Here is a 21,206-nt window from a genome sequence, read left to right as displayed (position 1 = left end):
TGCTTAGAACCCCATCGGTGGCCGACGATTGCCACGTTGGTTACTCACAGTATTGGTTGAACCTCCTGTTCCGAGTATAATTTGATCGCCTTCTTCAAGCCCTTTCGTAATTTCAGCATTCACTTTATTGTTGATCCCAACAGTGACATTACGATATTCAATTTCATCATTAACTAAAACCGGTACCCTAAAGCCAGATCTTTTCCCATGATTAGGTTGCAGTATTTGCGATGGCACTAAAATCACATCTTCGGCCTGCTCAAGAATAATAGAGACTTGCGCGGTCATACCAATACGCAAAATACCGTCAGGGTTTTCGACATCAAACAGCCCATTATAATAAATAGCATCGGTGTCACTTGAGGTCATGTTGCTATCGTCGCCATCCATAATGGTCGGCCCCGGTTCAATGGCGCGTAAGGTCGCGTTGAAGCGTTTTTTTGGCTGACCCAAAATGGTAAAGTAGACCGCCTGGCCAGGTTTAACTTTTATCACATCAGCTTCAGAAATTTGTGCTTTTACCGTCATTTTAGTTAAGTCAGCTAGCTCAACGATGGTTGGGGTTGATTGCAATGAGTTTACGGTTTGCCCTACTGTGACAGCGGTATACACCACCATGCCATCCATTGGGGCTTTAATCGTGGTATAGCCTAAATTGAGTTGCGCGCTTTCGACACTCAATTTTACCTGCTGCTGCTCAGCGCTAAGCTGATCAAGTTCAGCTTGATAAACCAGCAATGTGGCCTGAGCTGTATCAAAGTCGGACTTAGCACTGACTTTGTCGGCTAGTAAGGTTTTTTGTCGAGCAAACTCTTGTTGAGCCTGGTTGATTTGCGCTTGCTTTGCCCGAAATTGAGCTTCGTTACTGGTCAGTGAAGCTATCGCCTCTTTTAAACTGTTTTGTTGCGTTAAACTGTCAATTTGTGCAATAAGATCGCCCTGCTTTACCTGCTGGCCAAGCGTAACCGGTAAATGGATGATTTGACCAGAAGCCTGTGCGCCCACACTGACTAACTTAGAGGCTTGCAGCATGCCATTGGCCAGCACGCTGTTTTCAATATCACCACGGTGAACAGGCTCAGTAGCGTAAGTTAGTTTTTCGCTCCCGCTGTTTATGACATAAAAAGCACCGCCAGCAATCATTAACACGATGACAATGAAGACGATAATCAGTTTTTTTCTACCGGTTTTTTTCATGTTTTAGTTGCAACCACATTTAGCACATTATTTTGATGAGTTAATGTTACATGCCGAGTTGTAAAACTATGTCTGCACAAGGTAATTGTATGTAAATAAGGATGTAATAATCTGTTTTTGAATTATAAAGTTTTATGTTTGTTTGCCAGCAAGCCACTCAAGTTAACCCTGTCTTAACCCATAGTGAGGTAACCTAGATCGTCGATATGTATTGCTACTAAATTCAATTTAGTATTGGCGCCTTAGCCAGCATTATGTGGTATTTGGCTAAAAACAAAGCTTATGTTGTTGATCATCTTACAACACCATAAACCTAAATGGGTTTCACCGTTGATTTGCAGCTAAGCTGTGGCCACATTCTGCTAGAATGTGGTTAAATTAACTATCACTCTATCATTACACACTATTATGCAGCGCCCGCCACTTCGACAAGCCAAAACCATTGATAACGTTTTCAACAGTGCGTATTGGCACCTTGGACAACAAGATTTCACTATTAATGAAATACGCAACAAACTTGAGCGCAAAACGGACAATCAGCAATGGATTGATACGGTATTAGCCAGGCTGATTGAAGGCGGTTATGTAAAACAAGATGTTGATTTTGCAATCCGTTATTGCGAGTTGGCGTTTAGCAATGAAATAGGAGCTGGTGCAATAAAGCGTAAGTTGCAACAACGCGGTATTGCGATGGCAGACATAGACAGCGCTATTGAACATGTTATGCATGCACAAAATGTCGATCCTTTAGACATGGCGAGCGCGAGATTACAAAGCAAATTTGAACACTTTGATGCCACCAGCAAAGAGAAAGTATACGCACAAATGACTACCAAAGGCTTTTCGCGCGCCGAAATTGACCACGCCTTAGCCCAACATCCCGAGCGTGATAGCTTGCGATCAAAATTGGCCATCAAAGCAGACAAAGCCGATTTGAGCAAAGAAATCATCAAGCTGTTCAATAAAGGCAAAGGCAAAACCCTCATTTTGCAAGAACTCAAACAACGGCTGATTGATGTGACTGAGTTTGAAGACACTGTGTATCAACTTAGCCTATCTGATGACATTGATTTTTATCAAAGCTGTAAAAATGAGCTGGCGAAAAAGCGTTATAACCTCGCTGATTACAAAGAAAAATCGAAAGCTTATGCTTATTTGTCACGCAAAGGATTTAGCAGTGATGAGATTAAAGAAGCCATGGTGATTGAGGATGAATAGCTCACCTAGTTACGTTTTAGTTACGTTTAGTACCACCGCACATTGATAACATAAATTTATTAAACCGATAATAAATCATAATTTAATGTTTGCTCGTCTTGGGTGTACATTGGCAGAATTGATATTCATTCGCTAACGCAATGTATTGTGTTGGTGTGATGCCAGTGAGAGAAAAATATGAAATTTTTGCACACTATGTTTCGCGTTATCGATCTTGATAAGTCGATTGCCTTTTACACCAAGGTGCTCGGCATGAAAGTGTTACAACGAACCGAAAACACAGAATATCGCTATACCTTGGTCTTTGTTGGTTATGACGATATAAGCAGTAGTACCACCATTGAGTTAACGTATAACTGGGACACTCACCAGTATGAAAAAGGCAATGCGTTTGGTCATATCGCCCTGGGCGTTGAAGACATTTATAGCACCTGTAACGAGATTAAAGCCCGTGGCGGCAGCGTCACCCGCGAACCAGGGCCGGTAAAAGGTGGCACGACCCACATCGCCTTTATCGTCGATCCTGATGGCTACCAAATCGAACTTATCCAAATTTAGTAAGGAATACCCAATGTCAGATACATTATTTCAACCGATTGAACTGGGCCATTTAACCTTAAAAAACCGTATTGTTATGCCGCCGATGACTCGCTCTCGCGCCACGCAACCGGGCAATGAAGCGAACGATATTATGGCCACATATTATGCGCAGCGTGCATCTGCAGGCCTTATTGTCGCTGAAGGCACACAAATTTCAGCCATGGGCCAGGGTTATGCCTGGACACCGGGTATTTACAGTACGGCGCAAATTGCTGGTTGGAAAAAAGTCACTGAGGCTGTACACGCAAAAGGCGGCACCATTTTCGCCCAGCTTTGGCATGTTGGCCGCGTGACGCATCCCGATAACATTAATGGCGAACAGCCTATTTCATCGTCGGCGCTTAAAGCTGAAAATGTAAAAGTGTTTGTGGATGATGGCTCAAACGCCCCTGGTTTTGTCGATGTGGTTATGCCGCGCGCAATGAGTAAAGCCGATATTGATCATGTCGTCGCTCAATATCGCCAGGCTGCACTCAATGCCATAGAAGCGGGTTTTGATGGTATTGAACTCCATGCTGCAAACGGCTATTTAATTAATCAGTTTATTGACTCAAATGCCAATAATCGTACCGATGAATATGGCGGCTGTGTTGAAAACCGCCTGCGTTTTCTTGCAGAGGTAGTGACTGCGGTATCAGATGCCATTGGTGCTGAACGTGTTGGTGTGCGCCTTGCGCCGTTTACCTCACTCAATGGAACGGTTGATGCTAATCCGGTTGAAACCTATGTCGCTGCGGCTGAACTGTTGAATAAGCTCAATGTGGTTTATATTCACTTTGCTGAAGTGGATTGGGATGATGCGCCAGAAACCCCAAAAGGCTTTAAAGAATCCGTGAGAGCCGCTTATAAAGGCGTGTTAATTTATGCAGGTCGTTATAATGCACAAACGGCAGCACAAACCATTGAAGCAGGCCTTGCCGATATGATTGGTTTTGGTCGCCCGTTTGTTTCAAATCCTGATTTACCAACGCGCATTAAACACGGTTACCCATTAGCGGCGCACACATCTGAAACATTATTTGGCGGCGCTGAGAAAGGCTTAACCGATTACCCTGAATACAGCCCAAGTTAATATGGCAATGAAAATAAGCGGCTCTAATGAGTCGCTTATCGATATTTTAGCTATCACTAAATCAGACGTATTTGCTACTATTGACCACTGTTTATTGGCATATTGCAAAAGCCTGCCTGTGTATTGGAAGTCATATTGTGTTAAACAAACCATCGTACCGTGGCGAGCTGTTTATTTTACTGTCGACGATATTGGCTGGTGTGGGGTGGATTGCCTCTAAATTTGTGATTTTAGAAGTGCCTGGAGTGACCTTTGTTACAGCGCGCTTTTTACTCGCCAGTATTATTTTACTACCCTTTTGCTATAAACAAGTCTTCGCCCTAAGGCCCAAACAAGTATTGTCGCTTTGTGCTGTAGGAGTGGTACTGGCCGCCTCTATTGAGGTATGGGTGTATGCGATTTCAATTTCTAATACATTGTCGGTAGGTGCATTTATTATGAGCCTGGCAATGATTATTGCGCCGTTTATTTCGTGGATACTGTTTAAAGTGAGGCCTCCGCGCATTTTTTGGCTCACCTTACCCGTGACATGCATTGGTATTATGTTACTCACCTTAACTAACGGTTGGGTTATTGATAAAAGCCAATGGTATTTCTTGTTGTCGTCGGCGTTATTGTCGCTGCATTTTGTATTGAACAAACAAGTGTTGAACAAGACTAAACCGCTCACGTCAATTTGCGTGCAACTGTTTATGATAGGCCTTGTCGGTTTGATTGTGATGCTGATTGTTCATCCTGAAAGTGTCCAACTAAATAGCCATATTGTGTTTTGGTTTGCGGTGTCGACACTCATCGCCACCTGTTTACGTTACTTAGCGCAAACCGTGGGGCAATTTAGCGTAAAGATAGAAAAAGCATCGTTAATTATGATCCTTGAACCCATCTGGACGTTATTACTCTCAGTCAGTTTGCTCGGTGAAGTCGTTGAGCCACAAAAGCTGATTGGCGGGGGGATAATTTTGTTGTCACTGTTTATCTATATCAAATTTGCGAATAAGACATCTACTCAATAAATTGTTATCGTTTTACCACCTTAATTGCCTAAAATGAAAACGGGTATGTATGAGTTCATCATACATACCCGTTGAATTTTCCTGGGTTATTTGTCAAAGCGATTAGCCTGAGCGATTAGCCTGAGCTATTAACCAGAGCTATTAACCAGAGCTATTAACCAGAGTTATTAGCTTGAGTGACTCATCTTTGCTATTAGCGTGATGTGATTAACATGACGGCCTAACTTTTAGGTTGTGCGTGAAAACGTTGCTGGAACGCCTCCATAAAATCTTGTCTTATTTGGTAATCTAACTCTATCGCCCGCTCGGTTGGGCAAAAAATCATGATATTGACGTTTTGTTCGCCCGTTGGTCCACTGGTGACGTGAATATGCGGTTCACTACCGGGTAAATCTACACCTGCATGTTTTTCAATTACGCCATTGTAACGGCGAGCGACCTCGATAAAGTCTTCACAGTAGCCGTCAATTTTGGTGGTTAATTCAGGGAATAAAGGATACAGATTAACAAACTGTGCCACGGTAATAGTGATATGGTGATAAACATATCGCTTCATAAAATTATGATTTTTAACGGCATAAGTAAAAAACATGCTGTTGGGTAATGTGGCTGTTTTACCCGTGAAATGGTATTGACCATTTTCTAAATCAATTTCTTGGATAACGGTTGCCATTAAATTATGTTCAATAACCTGGCCGTAAATATTACCCACTTCAATCCAATCACCGATGACAAACGACCGTGAACTCGCGCGTTGTATTGACCCAGTAAAACACAAAATAATTTCTTTAGATGCAATCACAAACGCGATGGCGATTGCGGTGACGGATAACGCAAACTTACTGACCTCTGTTTGCCAAAGCATGAACAAAATCATGATAGTTAAAATAAAAATGCTGTTTTTAGTACGCGACATCCATTTACGTTGCACGTCTGATAAAAAGGCAACATCACCACGAATGGTTGAAATAATGAATTGCTTAATCAGTGAGATCAGCACAATGATTAATGCGGTGAATAATAATTTGTGCTCTAGAAGAAAATCGATGGCTAACATTATTTTATCTATCAAACCTGCTACCTATTTGTGCTTTTTTATATGTGTGTCATTGGATCGTTATCGATACAAGCCGACACTTTAGGGTTAATACCCTGAGAAAACAAGGTTAATGGTGGATTACTTAACCTCGTGCAACTCTTCGAAACAATATCAATTCAAATTGAGTGAATAAAACTTGGCTAACAAGTGCGCGATCACAGTATTGAATATTTTGTAATTGAGACAATTTGTCCGTTTTGATTTTTGTTAACTTGATCAACATCATGAATTCGACGTAATTGTCATATTTATGCTAAGGGAATTTCTCACAATTTGATTTACATCAAAGTGGTTTTTTAACCGAGTTTTAATATTGATACTGATGGAATGCAACTATTTATTAGCCCAGCGCTAAATTAAGCAGAAGGTATCAACATGGACACACATGCAGCCCTTTACAAGCAAGGCCAAGAGCGCCTTGATTATTTACGCCAATTTGCCCAGCGTCAGCCCAAGTCATTACAACAAAAAATGGCCGACATCGGCATATCTCGCCGAGACTTCATTAAGTGGACCGCATCGGTCACCGCAATGTTTGCCTTGCCTTTACCCTTTAGTAATCTGGTGGCTGAAGCGGCGGAGTTAGCCGACCGAGTGCCGTTAATTTGGCTGCACTTGGCTGAATGTACCGGTTGCTCTGAGTCGCTCATTCGTACCGACTCCCCTAACCTCGACAGTTTGATTTTCGATCATATCTCGCTTGAGTACCACGAAACCTTAATGGCCGCATCTGGTTGGCAAGCTGAAGAAAACCTTGAGCATGCACTTGAAACCTACAAAGGCCGTTACTTACTGGCGGTTGAAGGCGCGGTACCCACCGCTAACAACGGCGCGTATTTAACCGTGGGCTGTAAAGGCCACACCGGATTACACATTGTTAAAGAAGCCGCTGAAAATGCTGCCGCAATTATCTCGGTCGGCACCTGCGCTGCATTTGGTGGCGTACAAGCTGCAGCGCCAAACCCAACGGGGGCTAAAGGCGTACATGAAGTGGTCAACAAAACTGTGATTAACCTGGGCGGTTGTCCACCCAGCGAAAAGAACATTGTGGGCACGTTAATGTATTTCATTATGTTTGGGAAATTGCCTGCACTTGACATGTTTAACCGTCCTAAATGGGCTTATGGTGCACGGGTACATGACAACTGCGAACGTCGTGGCCGCTTTGATGCCGGTGAGTTTGTGGAAGAATTTGGCGATGAAGGTGCCAAAGAAGGTTACTGCTTATATAAAGTGGGATGTAAAGGCCCATACACCTATAACAACTGCCCGACAGAACGTTTTAATCATCACACCAGTTGGCCGGTATTAGCGGGTCACGGCTGTATGGGCTGTTCTGAACCGAATTTTTGGGATGACATGGCGGATTTTGAAAAACCGCTAGGACGTCAACTTTTACATGGCATTGATGCCACCGCTGACACTATTGGAGCTGTCATTTTAGGTGCGACCGTTGTTGGTATTGGCGCCCATGCAGTTGCTAGCGTATTTGCTAAGCCTTTGGAGGAATAATCATGAGTAAACGTGTCGTAATCGACCCTATCACCCGTATCGAAGGCCATTTACGCGTAGAAGTTGAAGTGGATGACAATAATGTCATCACTAAAGCCTGGTCATCATCGACCTTGTGGCGCGGTATTGAAGTGATATTGAAAGGTCGCACACCTATGGATGTGGGCTTAATTGTGCAGCGTATTTGTGGCGTGTGTACCTACTCGCATTATCGCTGTGGTACTGAAGCGGTTGAGAATGCCCTTGGGGTAAAAATTCCAATCAATGCAAAATACTTACGCAGCTTAATGCAGTCATCACTGTATATGCATGATCATATTGTGCATTTTTATCATTTACACGGCCTAGATTGGGTTGATGTGGTCTCGGCCTTAAGCGCCGACCCAGCTCTTGCAGCCAAAGTGGCAATGAATTATTCAGACGCCCCGATTGCGGCCGGTGAAGGCGAATTAAAAGCGGTGCAAGCCAGAGTAAAAGGCTTAGTCGAAACCGGCAAGCTGGGCCCATTTGCCAATGCATATTGGGGTAATGGCACGTATCGTTTTAGCCCTGAACAAAACTTAATTGCGTTATCGCATTACTTAAAAGCGTTGGAAGTTCAGCGTGTGGCAGCAGAAATGCTCGCCATCTTTGGCGGTAAATCCCCTCACCCACAATCAATTGTTGTCGGTGGTGTTACTTCTGTTCGCGACATGTTAAGCCCGGCACGTTTACAAGAATGGAAACAAAAACACGCAATAGTACAAGACTTTATTGAGCGCGCTTACCAAGCAGATATTGTGATGGCGGCAGAAGCCTTTGGCACCGAAGCCAGTGTACTTGGCGGCGTGAATGTGAACAGCTTCTTGTGTGGCGATGATTTTATCATGGCCGACGGTGAGTTCTTGTTTAATCAAGGGGTGATCATTAAAGGCGATTTAGCCAATGTGATGGACATAAACCCTGACCTTATCCGCGAAGATGTCACCCACGCCTGGTATAAAGCTGACGGTCCACAACATCCTTATGAAGGGACCACAATTCCAGATTACACGGGGTTTGTTGAGCGCGATACGGTTTACGGCAAATTACCAACCTTAGACGGTGACGGGAAGTACTCGTGGGTTAAATCGCCTCGTTATCAAGATGAACCTGTTGAAGTAGGCCCACTTGCCTGTTTGTTAGTGAACTACGCCCGTGGCAATCAAACCGTTGTTAATGCTGTTGATGGCTTACTGGCTCGTACCGGTCTGCCTTTAGATGCGCTGTTTACTACTCTTGGTCGCACAGCAGCACGCATGTTGCAAACCGTGTTAGTCGGTCAAGCCAGTTTAACCACTTTTGATGCACTGCTGACCAATATGCAGTCAGATGAGTCAACCTATGTAAAACCAGAAATTGATTCAGATAAAGTCTATGAAGGCTATTCAATGATTGAAGCGCCGCGCGGTATGTTAAGTCACTGGATCCGCATTAAAGATGGCAAGGTCGAAAACTATCAAGCTGTGGTGCCAACGACCTGGAATGCTGGCCCAGTCGATGCTAGTGGCAAAATGGGACCTTATGAAGCATCGCTGATTGGCTTAAAACTGGAAGACCCCACTAAGCCGCTAGAGGTGATACGGATTATCCACTCGTTTGACCCGTGTATGGCGTGTTCTGTCCATGTGATGGATTACAAAAAACACACCTTAGGTCAATTTAAAATAGATCCTAATGGGTTTTAATTAAGGTGATGGATTAGGAGGGACAATAGTATGGAACATATCGCAACCCACAACAGGAAGCTGATATTTACTCCGGCCATTCGCATATTTCATTGGCTCAGAGCCCTGGCTATTTTGGTGTTAGTGATCACGGGGTTTTATATCTCGTGGCCATTTTTAGTGGCACCTGAAAGCTCGGATGTGCTGGTGCAAGGCTGGATACGTTTTGCACATATCGTGTTTGGCTTTCTACTCACCAGTATTACCCTGGTACGTTTTTATTTGTATTTCTTTAGTCGGAACAATATTGAGCGAAAATCCTTTAAAGATGTACTGAGTATTAACAGTTGGATAGTACAACTTAAATCCTACATATGGATGGGTAATCTGCATAAAGCCGGCGTGTATGGCCCATTGCAGTTTATGACTTATGTGGCGATTTCGTTTGTGGCACTCATTGTTTGTATTACAGGCTTAGTGCTGTATGCCAATGTGTATCACTTAGGTGTCGGTGGTTTACTCGGCGGCGTATCTGATTGGTTAACGGCCTTATGTGGTGGCCTTGCTAATTTACGGACTTTTCATCACTACTTAACATGGGCGTTTATCATCTTTGTGGTGATCCATGTGTATATGGCGGTGTGGTCTGGCATTCGCTTTAAGCATAACTCTGTCGATTCCATTGTTTCAGGTTACGACTACCATAAGGATCACTAATTAGCGTGAAAAAAATATTGCTGTTAGGTATAGGCAATGTATTGTACGCCGACGAAGGTGTCGGCGTACATTTTGTCAATTATATCAAAGACAAATACCAATTTAACCACTTAGATTATCAACTGGATATTATCGATGGCGGCACCCTGGCCCAGGGACTTATCCCGATAATTTGCCAATACGATCATTTAATCGTGGTTGATACCGTCAATAGCGTGGGCGTAGGCCCTGGCGAAGTTTACTTTTTTGATTTTGACCATGCGCCCGCCGAAATTGACTGGCAAGGCAGTGCCCATGAAGTGGAAATGCTGCAAACCCTCAACATGATGGACATTGTTGGCGACCGGCCACATACCTTTGTATTAGGCGTGACGCCAACTGTTATTGAACCTATGGTCTTAGGGCTGACCTCTCACCTACTTAACGCGATCCCGACCATGGAAAAAGCGTTACTTACGCACATGACATCTCTTGGCTTTACCTTTGATTGTGTGGCTGATATTACTATTGGCCAAGTGATCCCCGACGCCTATAAGCGAGGTTGCTATGTCGATGCATAACATTCGGTTTGATTTTGTTTGCCAACGCCCTGTGCCATTATATGCGCATTTGTGTAACGACTATTTGCAACGTACTGAACTGGCCATATCCATTGGTATGGAGCATCGGCAAGACAGTGGCGGGATTTGCTATTTTATTGAAGCCTGTGCTCAACAGGCTGAACTTGAAACATTGGCCGATGACATCGCGAGTGATTTTTTATTGTCAGTTTGGCTGCAAAAAACTGAAATTAAACGTATAGAGGCTAAAACGGGCCAAACTAAACCGTTTGATGTTAAACAACATCAAGGCTTACCACTGTATTTTTGTCAGCATTGTCAGCCTCAATTTGGCGATAATCAACATCCTCATTTTGGCGACATTAACCTGGCGTGTGATCATTGCAAAGGCCATTACAAATTAAGCCGTGAGTTAAAATCGTTAACCCATCTAGATATAGCCGCAATGGCCAATAATTTACTGAACGAAAAAACCTTAGCGCTACCCATGCTCGGTATCAGTTTGGCGCTTTCGCCCAGCAATCAGCAAGCACAGTACCAAAGGCCGCGGATATTAGTGTGTAATCCCAATTCGCTTAATAGCCAATTTTGCGTCAGCGACAGCCAGGTGTTGGCGTTGTCCAGCATCGAAAAACCTCTGTTACGCGTTAGGCCTTGTAGCGATCACCCTAGCCTGCATGCGCCTTTGTACGAGATCCAATTTGCTGAAAACCGTTTATTGGTGATATTAACAGAAATGCTTCGTCAAAAAGGCGTGCACTGGCTGTATGTTAACCAGGACGCCGTAGACAATACCAAAATGGATCTGCCTTTACGCTTAGCCAGTATCGGCCATTACTGGTTACCCATAACCCATTTAACCGATGGAAATATACCGCTACCCAATAACTTAACGTGCTTACACGACGAAAATCATTACAAGACCAGCCAACACAAGTTTTTGGTGAAAAGCACCAAACACCTACTTGAATGGCATGTGGTGACGATACCTAAGCTCTCTCAAGCTAAACTGTCTCTCGCTAAAGAGGCGCTGACTAAACCGACACATACCCTAATGGAGCCTGCACATCACAACACGCTTGAGCATGCCATTGATAAAGGCGAACCGGGCAAAGACATCAGCAACAGCTTATGTGCGTTATCTGCGGGTCTTTTACGTCATAATATCAACGAGCATCATACTAAAGCGCAGTTTGTAAAAAATGCGGCGATATTGTATTTCAATAAACACCACCCCAGCCAAATTGTTACGGTGGATGGCCACAGTGAACCTGAGTTATTTTTTGAGCTGCCTATGTTGCCAGGCAGTGGTTACGAGGTGTGCCACAGTTTGTCGGACTCACCGCAAAAAAATGTACTCGATAAATTTAAGCAATTGCACCCACGGGAATACAATCAATTACTCGATTTACAGCTGTTGCCAAGCGAGGGGGCATTAAGCCAATTAATGGCTGTTGCGGCATTAATTATTGGTGCCGTTCCAAGCCAGGACAAACACAGCCAGCAGATGTGCGTGAGTGAGCTGGCCGATAAATTTACTGCATTGGCGATGTCTTACCAGGGCAATAATGCGCCACGAATTGATTTTCCGTTAACCAAAGGCATGGCACACCGCAGTCTAAACTGGTGCAAAACCTTAGGGTCATTAATGAGTTTCAAGCTGGCGGGTGATAACAATTTAGCCAAACTTGCTTTTGCATTTCATGATTCGTTTGCCGATTACTTAAGCCACTGGATTGAGCATGTCGATCAAAACATCGGGATTAAGCAACTCGTGGTAGCCGGTAATGAATTTGCAAACCCGGTATTGGCTGAACGAGTACAGCTGCGCATTGGTAAAAACTTTCCGCTGGTGGTTAATCCGCTACTCGATCTTGATGGGGTTAATATCGCAATTGGTGGCCTATATCTCAAACAACGTCGCGGATAAACGCTAAAATAGCACAGTCTAATTTAACCTCAATTCGGGATAATAAACGCCTTTCAAGCAGTCCTTTGCCCAGCTAACTGCGTTGAATCGACTTGCAATAGGCTAGCTATTGACGCGTCAATTCGCCTTGTTAGCAGAACAAATGACAAGCATGAAAGCGAGGTAGATTAACCTGATGATTTTAAATAGTATAAGTTCATCTCTTATCCCGAACTTAGGTTAATTTAACAGCGGAATGTGAATGAAAACAGAGCAGCAAGTGGTTATTGTGGTAAAAGGAATAGTACAAGGGGTCGGATTTAGGCCCTTTGTATATCGCATGGCAAAAGAGCTCAATTTGCTTGGCACTGTGCTCAATAATCACCATGGCGTGACCATTGAATTACAAGGCGATGAAGCCACAATTAACGCATTTATAGCAACCTTACAGCACAGCCCGCCACCACTTGCCCGCATTGATTCCATTGAACAAAACCCTATCTCAACACTGTCTGCGTTTAGTGAATTTAGTATTATTGACAGCCAGGCGTTAGCGGGCGAGCATGCCAATGTGGCCATATCGGCCGACAAAAGCATTTGTCAGGATTGTGTAGACGAAATACAAGATCCAAGTAATAGACACTACCAATATCCCTTCACTAACTGCACCAATTGCGGCCCGCGCTACACCATCATTAAGGCGTTACCCTACGACCGCTGTAACACGGCCATGTCGGGGTTTGATATGTGCGCGCAATGCCGAAATGCTTATACTAATCCGCTCGATCGCCGCTACCATGCGCAACCTGTCAGTTGCCCACAATGTGGGCCACAGTTGCAATTAAGCATCTTAAATCCCACATTCAGCGCATTAAATAATGGCGATGCTTTATCGCAAACCGCTGAGCTAATTAACCGTGGGGCCATTGTGGCCATTAAGGGATTAGGCGGGTTTCATTTAGTGTGCGATGCGAGTAATGATGTCGCGGTACGCGAGCTGCGTAAACGCAAAAACCGCCCAGCTAAGCCTCTTGCGATTATGGTCAAAGACCTTAGTCAGGCACATGAATGTGTCTATGGTAATGACACTGAGTGGACTGTGCTAAACAGTGCAGAAAAGCCGATCACCTTGATGTACAAATACCCCAAAAATTCACTTGGCTTAAGTGAACAGTTAGCGCCGGGGATTGATAGGCTTGGGGTATTTTTGCCTTATACACCGCTACATCATTTGCTGATGGACAAATTAGACAGCCCAATCGTCGCCACTAGCGCTAATCGAAGTGGTGAGCCCATTATTGGCAATAAAGCCGAAATCGAACAGCATTTAGGCCATGTGGTTGATGCCATTTTAGATCATAATCGAGCGATTATTAATGCCTGTGACGACAGTGTGATACAGGTGATTGACCAGCAATTGCAAGTGATCCGCTTAGCTCGAGGCTACGCACCATTAACCATTAATATTTCAGATCCAGTAAAGATTGATGCCGATACACATTCGTTATTAGCCGTTGGCGCACAGCAAAAAAACGCGGTCGCTTTTGGGGTTGATCATTGCATGATGTTATCGCCGCACATAGGTGATTTATTTAGCCTTGAAGCACAGCAATATTTTCATCAAAGCTTAGCCACGTTTAAGCGTTTATATGATTTTAGCCCGAGTCATATTATCCACGATAAACACCCGCAATATGCGCCAAGCCAATGGGCAATAGATTACCAACAGCGCCATGCTATGCCTGCCGAACAATGCGTTGGCATTCAGCATCATTATGCTCATGTATTAGCGGTGATGGCAGTACATCAACAGATGGCACCTGTGTTTGGTGTGAGCTTTGATGGAACGGGATTAGGCGATGACGGCGTGTTATGGGGCAGCGAAGTGATGCTTGCCGATATTAACGGCTTTACTACCCTAGCCCATTTTAGTGAGTTCAAATTAATCGGTGGTGAACAAGCCATTAAACAGCCTGTGCGCATTTTGTTGGCACTGTTATTTGAACAGTTATCGCTTGAGCAAGTGTTGGCATTGCCCATTAAGGCAATTATTAATTTAGGCGAGCAAACCGTGACCAATTTGCACCGATTATGGCGCAACAACAGTCATTGTATTGCGTGTCGTTCAGTTGGGCGCTTGTTTGATGCATTGGCTGTCGGGCTTAATTTACTTGAACATAATGATTATGAAGGCCAGGCCGGCATGATGATTGAAACCGCGGTTAATCAATATTTACAGCAAAACAGCGCCAAAAACAGTGGGATCCATAATGCATTAAATCAGATTAACTTAGCGCAACATCCCGCCTCTACAGCGCAAGGCAGTAAGGTGATTCAATGGCATAGCAGTCAATTTATTACTCAACTGGTGCAAGCAGCGCATCAGCAAGACTCTGCGTTAACAACGGCTAACTTAACTCAACAAATTTGCTGGCAATTTATGGCTCAAATAGCAGATAAGATTGATAGTGTCGCTGAAGATTATCGTGACTACCCACAGGTATTTTGTGGCGGCGTATTTCAAAATAAAACCTTACTAGGTCAATGTTTAAGCCTAAGTAAACGCGCTAATCATCAGGTATTAACCAGCCAACATGTCCCCATTAATGACGGCGGCATTGCTCTTGGCCAATTGTGGTATGGCGTGCATTTGTGGGCGCAATAAAAACACGAGAAATAGACAACAAACTGCATGGTTTACAAGATTACCGCTGTGGCGCAGATCACATTATCGTGCAGATACTGCGCTTGTTCTCTTTGTTTTTATTAAAAGCTGACGTGCATCAAAGAATCGGATTCGCAGTTGACCGACACTAATGAAAAGATAAGTCATGTTAGGGAAAAAATATGTGCAAAGATTGCGGCTGTTCTATCACTCACGATCATGTTGATCATCAACATATTCATGGCGAACATCATCACGGTCAACTTCACAGTAACCCTCAATTAAACGACAAGAAAACCCTGGCCGTTATCCATAAAATTTTGGATAAAAACGATGTTGAAGCGCAGCACAACCGTGATCATTTTAAATCGCATCATGTCACTGCATTTAATTTGATGAGCAGCCCTGGCAGTGGGAAAACCACACTGCTCGAACATTTACCGCAATATCTTGAGCAGCAATACGCTGTAATTGAAGGCGATTTAGAAACCTCACGCGATGCAGACCGCTTAATCGCCAAAGGGATTACGGCCTACCAAATTCAAACCGGCTCAGCTTGTCACCTAGATGCCTTTATGGTGCATGGCGCATTGCATCACATCGACCTTAATCCCATCGATATTTGTTTTGTTGAAAACGTCGGTAATTTAGTGTGCCCGGCCAGTTACGATGTCGGCACTCATAAAAATATTGTCTTGCTGTCGGTGCCTGAAGGCGACGATAAAATTGAGAAGTATCCAGTGATGTTTCGCCGTGCTGACGTGGTAGTGATTACAAAATCTGATCTGTTGCCCCACTTTGATTTTAGTATTGAGCAAGCTAAACAGCAGTTAGATAGACTCAACCCTAACGTTGAACTGCTGGTGGTTTCTGTGAAAGATTCTGACTCCATGAAAACCTTTGCCGAATGGATTGTGAAAAATCAGGAGCCATAAATATGTGTTTATCAGTACCATCAAAAGTAGTTGAAATTCATGAAGATGCTAGCGTCACTGTTGACACCTTGGGTGTTCGACGTCGTGTTAGCAGTCATTTAATGGCTGAGCCATTAGCATTAGGCGACTTTGTACTGATCCATATTGGATTCGTGATGAATAAAATTGATGAGAAAGATGCGCAACTCAGCCTTGATTTATACCAAGAGATTGTTGAAAAAATGCACATGGAGTCAATGTAATGATCACTCTGAATGACTTTTATCAAGGGTTTCGAGACCCAAAAACGATTGGTCATTTAGCTGCGTTAATTCGAGAGCAGGCAGCGCAAACCACAGAGCAAATTAACATAATGGAAGTGTGCGGTGGCCATACTCATACCATTATGAAATACGGGTTATTGCAACTGCTGCCAGACAACATTCGCTTTATTCACGGACCGGGTTGTCCTGTGTGCGTGATGCCAAAAGAACGTATTGATCACGCTGCAGTACTTGCTAGCCAGGCCAATGTTATTTTAGTCACACTGGGCGACATGATCCGTGTACCCGGCTCAATGGGCAGTTTGGCGCAGTTTCGATCCAAAGGCTGCGACATTAGGCCGATTTACGACCCACTTGATACGTTAACCATTGCCCGAGACAACCCGGATAAAACCGTGATCTTTTTTGCCATTGGCTTTGAAACCTCAACGCCAATGACCGCTGCATTAATTGCCCAGGCAGAAGTACAACAGATCCCTAACCTACTGTTTCATATTAATCATGTATTAGTGCCACCTGCAATTGATGCGGTGATGGCAGACAGCCGTGCTCAGGTAAATGCGTTTATTGGCCCGGCACATGTGAGCGTCATCAGTGGCGCTAAAATCTATCAAGCAGCAGTCGACACTTACCACACACCTGTTGTCGTGTCAGGCTTTGAACCTGTGGATGTGATGGAATCTATTTTACGCATTGTGAAACAAAAAGTGGCTGGCGAAGCCAAATTAGACAATCAATACAGCCGCTCGGTGACCTATGACGGCAACTTGGCTGCGCAACAGCTCGTCGACACCTATTTTACTGTGCGTGATAGCTTTCGTTGGCGCGGACTAGGGCCAATACCTAAATCAGCACTGGCCTTAAAACCTGAATATCAGCATCGCGATGCAGAGCGCATCTATGTCGACGTATTACCCACAACAGAAATTGATGATCATAAAGCGTGTCAGTGCGGCGATATCTTACGAGGATTAGCCAATCCAAAAGACTGCAAAGTGTTTGGCCGAGGGTGTACGCCGCAAACGCCACTAGGCAGTTGTATGGTGAGCTCAGAAGGCGCTTGTAACGCTTATTATCGCTATGGAGAGGTGCAACATGCCAACTAAAAAGACCGTGCAACTAAGCCATGGTGGTGGCGGTAAAGAAATGAATCAGTTAATTACCGATTTATTCTTTAAAGCGTTTAATAACCCCATCCTGGCCTCGCAAGAAGATGCGGCCAAGTTAAATATGTGTGGTCATATCGCCTTCACCACAGACTCTTTTACTGTGTCGCCGATATTTTTTGCTGGTGGCGACATCGGTAAATTGGCTATTGCAGGAACGGTGAATGATTTGGCCATGATGGCTGCGCAACCTGAATATTTAAGTTGCAGCTTTATTATTGAAGAAGGTTTTGCCATTGAGGACCTGCAAACCATTGTTAACAGTATGGCTGAAGAGTTACATAAATCGGGAGCCAGGATTGTTTGCGGTGACACTAAAGTGGTGCCAAAAGGCTGTGCAGATGGTGTATTTATTAATACCTCAGGGGTAGGACGAATACTTAACCCTGCAATTTCTGCCAGTAATTTACAGATAGGTGATGCCATTATTGTCTCAAGAGACATAGGTAGACATGGCGCGGCTATTTTAATGGCCCGTGACGGCTTGACGCTTGAGTCTTCCCTTTACAGTGATTGCGATACCCTATGGCCTATTGTTGAACAGCTATTGGCTGCCAATGTAAAAGTGCATGCCATGCGCGATGCGACTCGTGGCGGTATTTCAGCTGTATTAAATGAATGGGCGGTTGCTTCTAATGTGGGGATTACTGTGAGTGAATCTGCTATTCCGGTATGCGATGAAGTCAAAGGCTTGTGTGAGCTCTTTGGCTTTGAACCCTATGATTTAGCCAATGAAGGTACCTTTTTATTGTCGGTACCCAAAGACATTGCCGAGGGTGTTATTGAAGTGATGCAACGTTACGGTCATTGCGAACAGGCAGCCATTATTGGTCACGTTACTGACAATCAAGTAGGCAAAGTGATTTTAAACACCCCGTGGGGCAGCAGCCGTTATTTAGATTTACCTCAGGGTGAATTACTGCCCAGGATTTGTTAATGCACGAATATTCGATAGTGATGTCGTTAATGGAGCAATGTGAAAGCCTTGCCTTACAAAACAATGCCAAAGGCATTGAGCAAGTCGAGCTTAAAATTGGTATTTTGAGCGGCGTTGAACCAGTTCTACTGGCCCAGGCTTTCGATACGTTTAAGTTGGATACGGTATGTCATAACGCCAAGCTAATCATGAATATTCAACCTCTGGTATTAGAGTGCCGCGATTGCGAACAACAGTCTCAGGTTGATGAACGCACGATTATCTGCCCTATTTGCAACAGTAATAATACCTTAGTGATTGAGGGTGAAGACATGATGCTAATGCAATTGGTATTAGATACATAAAGACGAATGTGTAAGCGATACACACGACACAGAACAAGTAATGTTAAAACACACAATAACGACAAAAGTGAACACAATAAAAGGACCGCACCATGAAATACTTATCACTTGCCTTTATCCTTGCCGCTACTCCATCTCTTGCTTTGGCACATGAGGGACACGGTGGTGTTGGATTATTTCATCACTTAATGGATCTGTCGCCGGCCATTGCACTGGTTGCGATTGTGGCGTTTATCTATTGGAAACGCAGCAAATAAATAACGCGATTGGCAACATTAACAACGCCATAAGTACAAAAGCCTTCCATTACTAATGGAAGGCTTATTGTGTTGTCTATTATCCACGAAAGTGGTTTAGAACATCTCTGCTGGCATGGCCATAATAGACTTATCACCTTGATTAACTTGTGATAAATGGTATTGAGACTTAAACAACAACTTGTCCATATAAAAATCGGCTACATATTGCTTTTGCGCGGCAAAGGTTGCATCTTCATGGCTTGAAGCTTTATCGGCCATTAACAACCAGAAGTAGCCATAAAGTGCATAACCAAACGCATCTAAGAAATCAACGGCACATGAATTCACTAGTGCTGGTTGGGTTTTCTTATTGTCATTGATGTAATTGGCTGTCACTAATAACTCAGCAAATACCGCACTCACCTTAGCTTTATGTTCAGGGTTAGCCTGAGTTAACTCTGCAAGACTGGCATTCACTTCAGCAACAAACTCAGTCAAGGTAGCCACATTATCATGAGTGATTTTACGGCCTAAAAAGTCAATGGCTTGAATACCATTAGTGCCTTCGTAAATCTGGGCAATACGGGTATCACGCACAAACTGCTCGATACCGGTTTCACGAATATAACCATGACCACCAAACACTTGCTGACCCATTACGGTTGAATCTAAGCCGCGATCGGTTAAAAACGCTTTTGAAACTGGCGTCAGCAAACCAACATAACGTGCCGCTTTGGCTTGCACATCGCCGCTGGCGTACTTGGCTAAATCCAGTTGCTTACCTGTATACACAGACAACGCGCGCCCAGCTTCAGTCATGGCGCGAATCGTGAGTAACATACGGCGCACATCGCCATGCACAATAATAGGATCAGACACTGCGCCAGTTGCAGAACCCGCTGCAGCAACGCCTTGTAAACGCTCTTTGGCGTAATCACTGGCCATTTGATAAGCTGCTTGACCGTTACCTAAGCCTTGTAAACCAATGGCTAAACGCTCGTAATTCATCATGGTAAACATGCACACTAAACCACGATCTGGCTCACCGACTAAGAAACCTTTGGCATTATCATAATTCATGACACACGTAGCAGACGCTTTAAGGCCCATTTTGTGCTCAATTGAACCCACAGTAACGCCGTTAGCTTCGCCTAGGCTTCCGTCAGCATTAACACTGATTTTTGGCACGAGGAATAACGAAATCCCTTTCGAGTTTGGCAGTTTAGCCAACACTAAATGAATAACGTTTTCAGTTAAATCCTGGTCGCCGCCGGTAATGAAAATCTTATTGCCGGTAATAGCGTAGCTACCATCATCTAAAGGCTCTGCTTTGGTGCGAATACCTTTAAGATCAGAACCGGCATGTGGCTCGGTCATGTCCATTGCGCCAGCCCATTGGCCAGAATATAAATTCGGTAAGTAAGTTTGCTTTAATTCATCGTTTGCGTGTGCATGAATACACAATGCTGCACCGGCTGTTAGCGAGTTGTAAAGTGTGAAAGAGTTACAGGTGCTGTAGCCCATTTCGTCAACTAACACGCCTAACATTTTAGGCATGCCCATGCCGCCAAACTCAGCTTCGCCACACAAACCTACCCAACCGCCTTCGGCAAACTGGTTATAGGCTTCTTTAAAACCATCTGGGGTAATAATGTCATTACCACTGTGAACCACGCCCTGTTCATCGCCATTGCGATTTAAAGGTTGCAGTAGATCACGGCTAATTTTGGCTGATTCATCTAAAATGGCCAATGCTGTATCCATGTCAACAGTCTCTGCCATTGCAGGAAGTTGTTCCCACGTTGTCGGCGCATCAAAAACCTGTTCTAACAAGAATTGCATGTCTTTTAATGGGGCTTGATATGGGTACATAAAGTTCTCTTAAACGAATAATTAAAACAGTTGTTTTAATTTATACTAAAGCGTAACAAAATGGAATGGTTTTTTAACCAAATACCAATCCGCATTAAATAAGTGTGACCTTTTACGATTTCATTAAGTTATTCGACATTTGCCCAGATCAATGAGTTACAATTGCTCGCTCAGCAGTGTCATTGAGCTTAAGCGATAATGAA

19 protein-coding genes are annotated in these 21,206 nt (G+C 43.9%); 16 read left to right on the top strand and 3 right to left on the bottom strand.

Going from position 1 to position 21,206, the window contains the following annotated elements; all coding sequences use genetic code 11:
* Positions 1-3: 3 nt before the first annotated feature.
* Positions 4-1,197, bottom strand: a complete 1,194-nt coding sequence (locus GQA99_RS03770; protein WP_160052517.1) for an efflux RND transporter periplasmic adaptor subunit — start codon at positions 1,195-1,197, stop codon at positions 4-6.
* A gap of 408 nt (positions 1,198-1,605) precedes the next feature.
* Between GQA99_RS03770 and GQA99_RS03765 the strand changes: the two genes are divergently transcribed.
* The 4 genes from GQA99_RS03765 to GQA99_RS03750 all read left to right on the top strand — a co-directional run bounded on the left by GQA99_RS03765 (position 1,606) and on the right by GQA99_RS03750 (position 5,100).
* Complete coding sequence (locus GQA99_RS03765; RefSeq protein WP_160052516.1) at positions 1,606-2,415, top strand: RecX family transcriptional regulator; 810 nt, start codon at positions 1,606-1,608, stop codon at positions 2,413-2,415.
* A gap of 177 nt (positions 2,416-2,592) precedes the next feature.
* Positions 2,593-2,973, top strand: coding sequence for a lactoylglutathione lyase (gene gloA, locus GQA99_RS03760; RefSeq protein ID WP_160052515.1), 381 nt, complete (start codon positions 2,593-2,595; stop codon positions 2,971-2,973).
* 13 nt (positions 2,974-2,986) lie between these two features.
* Entirely contained in the window at positions 2,987-4,087 is a 1,101-nt protein-coding gene (locus tag GQA99_RS03755; RefSeq protein WP_160052514.1) for an alkene reductase, read from the top strand.
* Positions 4,088-4,224: 137 nt separating this feature from the next.
* Positions 4,225-5,100, top strand: a complete 876-nt coding sequence (locus GQA99_RS03750; protein ID WP_160052513.1) for a DMT family transporter — start codon at positions 4,225-4,227, stop codon at positions 5,098-5,100.
* A 220-nt stretch (positions 5,101-5,320) separates the two neighbouring features.
* Here the strand turns inward: GQA99_RS03750 and GQA99_RS03745 are convergent, their stop codons facing one another.
* Positions 5,321-6,169 carry a mechanosensitive ion channel family protein gene (locus tag GQA99_RS03745; RefSeq protein WP_160052554.1) on the bottom strand — a complete coding sequence of 283 codons (849 nt, stop codon included), beginning with the start codon at positions 6,167-6,169 and terminating at the stop codon, positions 5,321-5,323.
* A gap of 405 nt (positions 6,170-6,574) precedes the next feature.
* On the opposite strand from GQA99_RS03745, the gene hyaA reads away from it, so the two are divergent.
* From hyaA to GQA99_RS20575, 12 genes are all read left to right on the top strand, one after another.
* Positions 6,575-7,711, top strand: coding sequence for a nickel-dependent hydrogenase small subunit (gene hyaA, locus GQA99_RS03740; RefSeq protein WP_160052512.1), 1,137 nt, complete (start codon positions 6,575-6,577; stop codon positions 7,709-7,711).
* A gap of 2 nt (positions 7,712-7,713) precedes the next feature.
* Complete coding sequence (hyaB, locus tag GQA99_RS03735) at positions 7,714-9,417, top strand: nickel-dependent hydrogenase large subunit (RefSeq protein WP_160052511.1); 1,704 nt, start codon at positions 7,714-7,716, stop codon at positions 9,415-9,417.
* 30 nt (positions 9,418-9,447) lie between these two features.
* Positions 9,448-10,113 carry a Ni/Fe-hydrogenase, b-type cytochrome subunit gene (cybH, locus tag GQA99_RS03730; protein WP_160052510.1) on the top strand — a complete coding sequence of 222 codons (666 nt, stop codon included), beginning with the start codon at positions 9,448-9,450 and terminating at the stop codon, positions 10,111-10,113.
* 5 nt (positions 10,114-10,118) lie between these two features.
* Entirely contained in the window at positions 10,119-10,673 is a 555-nt protein-coding gene (locus GQA99_RS03725; RefSeq protein ID WP_160052509.1) for a HyaD/HybD family hydrogenase maturation endopeptidase, read from the top strand.
* Positions 10,660-12,603, top strand: coding sequence for a NiFe hydrogenase (locus GQA99_RS03720; RefSeq protein WP_160052508.1), 1,944 nt, complete (start codon positions 10,660-10,662; stop codon positions 12,601-12,603). Before GQA99_RS03725 ends, GQA99_RS03720 begins: the two co-directional genes overlap by 14 nt.
* Before the next feature lie 241 nt (positions 12,604-12,844).
* Positions 12,845-15,247, top strand: coding sequence for a carbamoyltransferase HypF (hypF, locus tag GQA99_RS03715; protein WP_160052507.1), 2,403 nt, complete (start codon positions 12,845-12,847; stop codon positions 15,245-15,247).
* A gap of 182 nt (positions 15,248-15,429) precedes the next feature.
* Positions 15,430-16,182, top strand: a complete 753-nt coding sequence (gene hypB / locus GQA99_RS03710; protein WP_160052506.1) for a hydrogenase nickel incorporation protein HypB — start codon at positions 15,430-15,432, stop codon at positions 16,180-16,182.
* A gap of 2 nt (positions 16,183-16,184) precedes the next feature.
* Complete coding sequence (locus GQA99_RS03705; protein WP_160052505.1) at positions 16,185-16,424, top strand: HypC/HybG/HupF family hydrogenase formation chaperone; 240 nt, start codon at positions 16,185-16,187, stop codon at positions 16,422-16,424.
* Positions 16,424-17,551, top strand: a complete 1,128-nt coding sequence (gene hypD, locus GQA99_RS03700) for a hydrogenase formation protein HypD (protein ID WP_160052504.1) — start codon at positions 16,424-16,426, stop codon at positions 17,549-17,551. Before GQA99_RS03705 ends, hypD begins: the two co-directional genes overlap by 1 nt.
* Complete coding sequence (hypE, locus tag GQA99_RS03695) at positions 17,541-18,548, top strand: hydrogenase expression/formation protein HypE (protein ID WP_229785825.1); 1,008 nt, start codon at positions 17,541-17,543, stop codon at positions 18,546-18,548. Before hypD ends, hypE begins: the two co-directional genes overlap by 11 nt.
* Positions 18,548-18,892: a hydrogenase maturation nickel metallochaperone HypA/HybF gene (locus GQA99_RS03690; RefSeq protein ID WP_160052502.1), complete on the top strand. Its 345-nt coding sequence runs from the start codon at positions 18,548-18,550 to the stop codon at positions 18,890-18,892. Before hypE ends, GQA99_RS03690 begins: the two co-directional genes overlap by 1 nt.
* Positions 18,893-18,984: 92 nt before the next feature.
* On the top strand, positions 18,985-19,149 hold the full coding sequence (locus GQA99_RS20575) for a hypothetical protein (RefSeq protein WP_170293493.1): 165 nt from the start codon (positions 18,985-18,987) through the stop codon (positions 19,147-19,149).
* Positions 19,150-19,245: 96 nt separating this feature from the next.
* Here the strand turns inward: GQA99_RS20575 and GQA99_RS03685 are convergent, their stop codons facing one another.
* Positions 19,246-21,003, bottom strand: a complete 1,758-nt coding sequence (locus GQA99_RS03685; protein WP_160052501.1) for an acyl-CoA dehydrogenase C-terminal domain-containing protein — start codon at positions 21,001-21,003, stop codon at positions 19,246-19,248.
* Positions 21,004-21,206: the final 203 nt, after the last annotated feature.

The sequence above is a fragment of the Shewanella litoralis genome (assembly GCF_009828585.1).
Lineage (GTDB): Bacteria > Pseudomonadota > Gammaproteobacteria > Enterobacterales > Shewanellaceae > Shewanella > Shewanella litoralis.
The sequence above is the reverse complement of the archived record's forward strand: the minus strand, read 5'-3'. Positions and strand labels throughout refer to the sequence as shown.